Origin of the sequence: Haemophilus parainfluenzae (genome assembly GCF_036288925.1) — a bacterium.
Taxonomy (GTDB): Bacteria; Pseudomonadota; Gammaproteobacteria; order Enterobacterales; family Pasteurellaceae; genus Haemophilus_D.
Map to the genome: position 1 here is coordinate 2,220,594 of NZ_CP127167.1, position 7,478 is coordinate 2,228,071.

The following is a 7,478-nucleotide window of genomic DNA, read 5'->3' on the forward strand; positions in this document are numbered from 1 at the left end:
CTATTGTAAGTAAAGACGATAATTGCTACTTTCTGTGCTTGGTTTTGGTAGCTCAAACACTTTCTTTTCTTGTGGTTGCAATAAAATATTGCCTGATTGGCTTTCTTGCTGATTCGGCCAAACTTGCGTTACACCTTGTGTGTTATACCAATAAAGGTGGTAAAGCACATTGAGTTGTTGTGTAGTTTTATTTTTTAAGGCTGCGGTATTATCAGACAAATCAACATCTAAAGCGGGTGCTAAATTTGCTGCCATATTTAAAATTGGCTTATTGGTTCCCACAATATTTGGTGCAGATGAACAAGCCGTTAAAAATAATACCGTTGCTGTAATTAGGATCTTTTTCATTATTTCGCCAACATTCTACCTAAAGGTTCACCACCAACAAGATGCATATGAATATGGAATACTTCTTGTCCACCGTGTTTATTACAATTCACAATCAAACGATAACCGTCTTCGGCAATGCCTTCTTCTTTCGCAATTTTAGCCGCGACAGTAAATAAGCGACCCAAAGTAACTTCATCTTGTTCCGTCACATCATTAACCGTTGGAATCACTTTATTTGGGATAATCAAAATATGGGTTTTCGCTTGCGGTGAAATATCGCGGAATGCGGTTACTAATTCATCTTGATAAACAATATTGGCCGGAATTTCTTTACGAATAATTTTGCTGAAAATGGTTTCTTGAGCCATAGTCTTCTCCTTATTTTATATAAAAAAGTGCGGTCAAAATTTACCGCACTTTGCTTTTATTTTCCATCAGAAATTGATGATGAATGACATTTCAATCGGCTTAGTGAGCCGCACCTTCTTCTGAATCATCTTGATTAATAAAGCTGGTATTAATCTCGATTTGTGCTTTTTCACGTAATGCTTGCATTAACTGTCCTTGCAATTCGCCTTGACGTGCACGAACAAGTTGAGTGCTAAATTTCGCTAATTCTTGCTCACTTAAAGTCGGCTCTTCTACACGTTCAAGAGCAACCACAACTACATCACCTTTGCTGTTGCGAGCAACTTGATAAGCTACTTTACCATCTTGTGGTTTAGCAATAGCAAATACACCTTCATAAAGCATTGGATCTTTATTATCCATTAGTGTAAAGGTTTGTGGTTCACTAAAACTAATACCTGCTGGTAATTTGGTAGGATCAGTAGATAGTGCTTTAACCGCTTGCTCTGCTTTTTCAGCTAATACTTTATCGGCTTTTTCGCGTTTTAAAAATTGCTCGATCGTTGATTTTGCTTCATCAAGGCTTTGTAAACCTTCATCTTTGTGATCCACGACACGTACCACTACAAATTCATTTTCACCTACGGTTAATGGCTCAGAATTTGCACCGCCGTTTGCAATATCAGATTCAAAAATAGCAGAAGTCACATTTGGGAAATTTAATGCCGCAGGGACATTATTTTTACCAAAGTAATCCGTTTCTTCTACTTTCACACCTGCCGCTTCAGCTACCGCAGCTAAAGAATCACTGCTTTCTGCTGCTTTTTCACGAACCGCTTTTTCTACCGCTTGGAAACGGCTTTCTGCTAAGTTTTTACGTACAGTCTCTGCGATTTGTTCTTTCACTTCTTCTAAAGTACGCTCTTTACGATCTTGCACTAAAATAATATGGTAAGCCCCATCCACATTAACCGGTGTACTGTATTGACCAACATTTAACAATAATGCTGCATCTTCAAAGTTTTTCGGTAATTCGTTGTCTTTTACCCAACCTAATTCACCGCCTTGAGCACCAGAAAGTTTATCTAGGGATTTTATTTTTGCTAACTCAGCAAAATCAGCACCTTTTTGCAGTTCTTGATAAACGGCATCCGCTTCTTTCTCAGTTGAGAATTGAATATGCGCTAATTTTTGGCTAATGAATTGTGCTTTATTTTCTTGATAATATTGTGCAATTTGTGTTTCAGTGACAGGTTGTAATTTACCTAATGCATTTGCTGAAACGCTAATATATTGCACTTTCGCTTGTTCAGGTTGAACAAGTGATTTCGCATTCGCATCATAATACGCTTTAATTTCTTCGTCCGTCACTTTTTGTTTTGCAATTTCATCGGCTAATGGAAGTGTCGCAAGACGAGCGATACGTTTTTGGAAAAAGACTTGTGCGTTATCTTTTACTTGAGCCGGCACAACAAATTCACTGTCAGCCAAACCGTTTTGCATTTGTTCAAGTGTTAATGCATTACGTAAAATAGTCGCATAAGTATCGGACGTTAAACCATTTTGAGTCAATAATTGTTGATAACGGGTATTATCAAATTTACCGTTAGATTGTAAATTAGGATCGCTTACAATCGCACGTTTGATCATGTCATCGCTGACACCTAATTTTAATTCTTTCGCATATTGACGGATTAATTCTTGATCCACTAAACGTTGAATTAAATTTTGACGAAGTGCGGTCACAAATTCCACCGAGTCAGTTTTCGCTAGGAAGCTCTCGCCTTCTTGTTGAGCTCGCGCTTCAAACTCTTGGTTATAACGATTTAAGACATCTTGTTGAGAGATGGTTTCGCCATTTACTTTTGCCGCAAAACTATCATTGCTGCTATACAGATAACCTGACATCCCACCAATCAAAAATGAAACTGGAATTAAAGCAAAGATCGCTTTTCCGATAAAGCTATGGGCGATGCCATGCATTTTTTCAATTAACATTCAATTATTACCCTTTTAAAAAAAGACAAAGTTCGTAAGATTATAATCTAAAAGGCGAAAATTCGCACTTAAAAAACACCATGTTCGTGTAGGATTTTCACAGCCATGACTAATAACACTAAACCGCCAAAAATCTCTGCTTTGCTTTTGAATTTTTTCCCTAAAAAATGACCGCTCTTTACGCCAATAAAAGAGATGACAAAGGTTGTTAAACCAATGATGAAGACAGCCAACAAAATGTCCACGGAAAGAAAAGCAAAAGAGACACCAATGGCTAACGCATCAATACTCGTTGCCACACCAAGTGTTAGCAAGTGTTTTAAACTAATCAATGAGGGAGTGGGTTCATCATCTGAGCTAATTCCTTCTCGAATCATATTCACACCGATGAGAACGAGCAAAATAAACGCAATCCAGTGATCCCAATTTTGAATCATATGACTAAATTGCAGTCCGACAACATAGCCTATCGCAGGCATGATGCCTTGGAATAACCCAAAGCAACATGCAATAGCTAATGCTTGTTTCCAACGAAAAGCCCGCATTGCTAAGCCTTTAGAGATGGAAACTGCAAAGGCATCCATCGAAAGCCCTAGAGCAATAACCCACAACATATGAAAAGTCATAAACTACAAGTTATTTTCCAATACAGAAAGAACTGAAAATATTGCCGAGTAAATCATCCGAGGTAAATTGCCCCGTAATTTCACTCAGGTTAGCTTGAACTAAACGAAGTTCTTCTGCCAGTAATTCACCCGCATGAAATTCAGTTAATTGGACTAATCCAATTTGTAAATGTTCGGCCGCTTTTTCTAAGGCATCAAGATGACGACGGCGTGCTAAGAAACCACCTTCCATTCCCGTTTGGAATCCCATCGCCTGTTTTAAATGCTCACGCAACAAATCTACACCCTGATGTGTTTGGGCGGATAAACAAACGGTCGTTGTTCCATTTTCTTCTTTTAGCCCAACTGCCTCGCCACTTAAATCTACTTTATTGCGAACAATGGTCACTGGCATATTATTTGGCAATTTTGATAAAAATTCTGATCGCACTTTTTCGATATTTTGGCTATCAGGGTCGCTGCTGTCTAACATTAAAATGATGCGATCGGCTTGCTCAATCTCCGTCCAGGCACGTGAGATCCCGATACGTTCAACTTCATCTGTCGCTTCACGAAGCCCGGCGGTATCAATAATATGTAAAGGCATGCCATCAATATGAATATGCTCACGCAACACATCACGCGTTGTACCAGCAATATCTGTCACAATGGCTGCTTCTCTGCCCGCTAAAGCATTCAGTAAACTTGATTTACCTGCATTTGGACGACCAGCAATCACCACTTTCATCCCTTCACGTAAAATCGAGCCTTGTTTTGCTTCGCTACGGACTAAATCAAGCTGATCAATAATTTCTCGTAATTTTGCTTCGATTTTACCGTCTGCCAAAAAGTCAATTTCTTCATCGGGGAAATCAATCGACGCTTCCACATAAGTACGCAGATAAATCACGGAATCCACTAACTGATTCACTTTATTAGAAAATTCACCTTGTAATGATTTTAATGCTGAACGAGCAGCTTGCTCCGAAGTCGCATCAATCAAATCAGCAATGGCTTCAGCTTGGGCTAAATCTAATTTATCGTTTAAAAAAGCTTGTTCAGAAAATTCACCTGGACGCGCAAGACGAACACCATCAAGTTGTAAGATTCGTTTTAGTAACAAATCTAATACCACTTGTCCGCCATGACCTTGCAATTCCAATACATCTTCACCAGTAAAGGAATTCGGCGATTTAAAATAAAGCGCAATGCCTTGATCTAATACTGTGCCATCAGCATCTTTAAAAGGTAAATAATCTGCCATTCTTGGTTTAGGACATTTACCGAGCACCGCCTGTGCCACTTCAACCGCTTTCGGGCCAGATACACGCAAAATACCAATACCACCACGTCCTGGTGCTGTCGCTTGTGCGACGATTGTTTCTTTCATAAAAACTCACTAAAAATTGACCGCACTTTTATCTGCGATAAAAAAATGAGAGGGCGCATTAATACGCCCATGAGATTATATATCAATCAATGATAGAAAAAAGGCATCTTTCGATGCCTTCTATTTGTTATTTTTTACGGGTATGTAACCCTTTTTTCTCTAAACCACGGTAGATCATTTGTTGTTGTACGATAGTGATTAAGTTAGACACTAACCAGTAAAGCACTAGACCTGCCGGGAACCAGAGGAAGAAGAACATGAAGATCAACGGCATGAAATTCATCACTTTTTGTTGCATTGGATCTGCAACGGGTGTCGGTGACATTTTTTGTAACAAGAACATTGATCCGCCCATTAAGATTGGGAGAATGTAGTAAGGGTCTTGTGCCGATAAATCTTGAATCCAACCAAAGAATGGTGCATGACGCAGTTCAACCGCTTCCATAAACGTCCAGTATAATGCGATAAAAATTGGCATTTGAAGGATTAATGGTAAGCAACCGCCAAGTGGATTTACTTTTTCTTCTTTGTAAAGTTTCATCATTTCTTGGCTCATACGTTGGCGATCATCACCAAAACGTTCGCGCATTTCTTGCATTTTTGGTTGCAACATACGCATTTTCGCCATAGACGTGTATTGTGCTTTTGTGAGCGGATATAAAATCGCTTTCACCACTAAGGTGACACAAATAATTGCCACACCCCAGTTAGATACAATACTTTGAATGAAAGTTAATAACCAGAATAATGGTTTCGCGATGAACCATGCCCAACCATAATCGACAGTTAAGTCTAAGTGGTTAGCCACTTCAGCCATTTTGTTTTGTAATTTCGGACCTGTCCATAATGAGCTGGTAATTGTTTCTGTTGCACCCGCTGGAACAGATACTACTGGACCACGATAACCAATAGACGCAACGTTATTTTTGCTATCTGTAATACTATAAAGTTGGTTATTTACATCTTGATTTGGGATCCAAGCTGATACGAAATAGTGTTGTAAAACAGCAACCCAACCTGCTTTGGTATCGATAGAAAGATTTTTGTCTTTCATATCGCTGAAGCTGTATTTTTTGTAATTTGTTTCAGAAGAAGAATACGCACCACCGGTATAAGTAGGCATTGCTACGTTACCGCTGCTTTCAACTAATGTATGTTTTAATTGACCGTAAGGTTCAACTTCAATTGCGCTACCACTTTGGTTCACAATTTCAAAGTTAACACCTACATCGTAGCTATCGCGTTTTAATACAAAGATTTTACGATAAGTGACACCATCTTTTTCAAATGTTAATGGTACAGAAAGTTCATTTTGACCTTCTGCTAATTTGAAATTATCACCCGTCACTTGATATTGTGCACGACCTGCTTTTGTATCGATCCCGTTTTTACCGATTAAGCCGCTTTGTGCAATGTAAACATGCTCGTTTGTATCTTTTAATAAAACGAAAGGTTCTTTTGAATTTAATTCTGCATCATATTTTAATAATTCAGAACTGATTACATCACCACCTAATGTATCCACTTTCAAACGGAATACATCATTTTCTAATGTGATAATGTGACCTTTGGTTTGTGAGTCTGCCACTACTTCGGCAGATGAAGAAGAACTTGCCGGTACATCAGAAGAGGCGGTTGTTGTTTGTTCCGTGGTCTGTTGTTGAACCGGTGGATTTTTATCAAGTTGCCATTGCTGATAAACAAGGAAAGAAATAAAGAGTAGTGCAAGCACTAATAGGCTACGTCTTGAGTCCATTATTTTTTCTCATCGTTATTATTAATCTTTTTCGGCGGAACAGGATCGAATCCACCGGCGCTTAAGGGGTGACATTTTAATACACGTTTTAGCGTAAGCCAACTACCTTTTAACAATCCATGTGTTTTTAACGCCTCAATACCATAGCAAGAACAGGTTGGCACAAAACGACAGCGAGGCCCGATTAAAGGACTAATCGCTACTTGATAAAACTTAATTAAAGCGATGAGGATTTTTGTGCCAAACGAATGTGACGTGCCCATAATTTATCCAAAGTTTGTAAAAACGTTTGATTATCAAGCTGACCAATGCCACGTTTCGCCACAAAGACAAAGTCACAAGAAGGCAAATTATGTTGGGACAAACGAAAACTTTCACGAACTAAACGTTTGATACGATTACGATCATGCGCTCGTTTAAGATGTTTTTTAGCCACAGTTAAACCTAAGCGTGGATGCTCAAGATTATTTTTGCGTGCGAGAATGGTAATTTCAGGGGTGCTTGCTCGAAACGGTTGTTCGAAGACATTTTTGAATTGAGCGGGAGTTAACAATCGTAACTCCCGAGAGAAGTTTAGCTTAATCACTAAAAGAGGTGATTATGCAGATAAACTTTTACGACCTTTAGCACGACGACGAGCTAAAACTTGACGGCCGTTTTTAGTTGCCATACGAGCACGGAAACCGTGAGTACGACTACGTTTTAATACAGAAGGTTGAAATGTACGTTTCATTATAATCTACCTAAATCAAAATGGTTTACTGTTTTGATAGCCAAAACACAACAAGGGTTATAAAAAATAGACCGCAATTTTAATCATAAATTGGGCTTTCGTCAAATAAGAAAAGAGAAAATTCCGAAATAATCTTCCGTTTCTTCTAAAATCGTGGGGATTATACGGATTTTGGGCAAAATCTCAAGCAACCTTTTTGTCTTTTTTTGATGAGCAACAGAAGATCTTTCGCCTAAATTATTGTAAAATCCTCTTCGATTTTTAACCGCACTTTTGCGGCTTTTATTTTATACGCATATAACATAAGGATAATTTATC

At 38.5% G+C, this 7,478-nt stretch carries 9 protein-coding genes; all 9 read right to left on the reverse strand.

Annotated elements, in window-relative coordinates; genetic code table 11:
* A complete protein-coding gene (locus tag QQS40_RS11155) occupies positions 1 to 348 on the reverse strand; it encodes a putative periplasmic lipoprotein (protein WP_049363082.1) in 348 nt (115 codons plus the stop codon).
* A complete protein-coding gene (gene hinT / locus QQS40_RS11160) occupies positions 348 to 698 on the reverse strand; it encodes a purine nucleoside phosphoramidase (protein ID WP_005695575.1) in 351 nt (116 codons plus the stop codon). Before hinT ends, QQS40_RS11155 begins: the two co-directional genes overlap by 1 nt.
* 100 nt (positions 699 to 798) lie before the next feature.
* Complete coding sequence (gene ppiD, locus QQS40_RS11165; RefSeq protein WP_329505344.1) at positions 799 to 2,676, reverse strand: peptidylprolyl isomerase; 1,878 nt, start codon at positions 2,674 to 2,676, stop codon at positions 799 to 801.
* A gap of 68 nt (positions 2,677 to 2,744) precedes the next feature.
* On the reverse strand, positions 2,745 to 3,302 hold the full coding sequence (locus QQS40_RS11170; RefSeq protein ID WP_329505346.1) for a manganese efflux pump MntP: 558 nt from the start codon (positions 3,300 to 3,302) through the stop codon (positions 2,745 to 2,747).
* Positions 3,303 to 3,312: 10 nt separating this feature from the next.
* Positions 3,313 to 4,671: a tRNA uridine-5-carboxymethylaminomethyl(34) synthesis GTPase MnmE gene (gene mnmE / locus QQS40_RS11175; protein ID WP_178160955.1), complete on the reverse strand. Its 1,359-nt coding sequence runs from the start codon at positions 4,669 to 4,671 to the stop codon at positions 3,313 to 3,315.
* Positions 4,672 to 4,798: 127 nt separating this feature from the next.
* Positions 4,799 to 6,427, reverse strand: coding sequence for a membrane protein insertase YidC (yidC, locus tag QQS40_RS11180; protein ID WP_111406815.1), 1,629 nt, complete (start codon positions 6,425 to 6,427; stop codon positions 4,799 to 4,801).
* Positions 6,427 to 6,690 (reverse strand): membrane protein insertion efficiency factor YidD, encoded by a 264-nt coding sequence (yidD, locus tag QQS40_RS11185; RefSeq protein WP_005695569.1) that lies wholly within the window; start codon positions 6,688 to 6,690, stop codon positions 6,427 to 6,429. Before yidD ends, yidC begins: the two co-directional genes overlap by 1 nt.
* Positions 6,645 to 7,013, reverse strand: coding sequence for a ribonuclease P protein component (gene rnpA / locus QQS40_RS11190; RefSeq protein ID WP_111406817.1), 369 nt, complete (start codon positions 7,011 to 7,013; stop codon positions 6,645 to 6,647). Before rnpA ends, yidD begins: the two co-directional genes overlap by 46 nt.
* 12 nt (positions 7,014 to 7,025) lie before the next feature.
* Positions 7,026 to 7,160, reverse strand: coding sequence for a 50S ribosomal protein L34 (gene rpmH, locus QQS40_RS11195; protein ID WP_005539760.1), 135 nt, complete (start codon positions 7,158 to 7,160; stop codon positions 7,026 to 7,028).
* Between the last annotated feature and the right edge of the window lie 318 nt (positions 7,161 to 7,478).

Bases quoted from the DNA above. Each gene is read 5' to 3' on its own strand.
- yidC (WP_111406815.1), bottom strand. From the start codon at position 6,427: ATGGACTCAAGACGTAGCCTATTAGTGCTTGCACTACTCTTTATTTCT.
- yidD (WP_005695569.1), bottom strand. From the start codon at position 6,690: ATGGGCACGTCACATTCGTTTGGCACAAAAATCCTCATCGCTTTAATT.
- rpmH (WP_005539760.1), bottom strand. From the start codon at position 7,160: ATGAAACGTACATTTCAACCTTCTGTATTAAAACGTAGTCGTACTCAC.
- ppiD (WP_329505344.1), bottom strand. From the start codon at position 2,676: ATGTTAATTGAAAAAATGCATGGCATCGCCCATAGCTTTATCGGAAAA.
- QQS40_RS11170 (WP_329505346.1), bottom strand. From the start codon at position 3,302: ATGACTTTTCATATGTTGTGGGTTATTGCTCTAGGGCTTTCGATGGAT.
- hinT (WP_005695575.1), bottom strand. From the start codon at position 698: ATGGCTCAAGAAACCATTTTCAGCAAAATTATTCGTAAAGAAATTCCG.
- mnmE (WP_178160955.1), bottom strand. From the start codon at position 4,671: ATGAAAGAAACAATCGTCGCACAAGCGACAGCACCAGGACGTGGTGGT.
- QQS40_RS11155 (WP_049363082.1), bottom strand. From the start codon at position 348: ATGAAAAAGATCCTAATTACAGCAACGGTATTATTTTTAACGGCTTGT.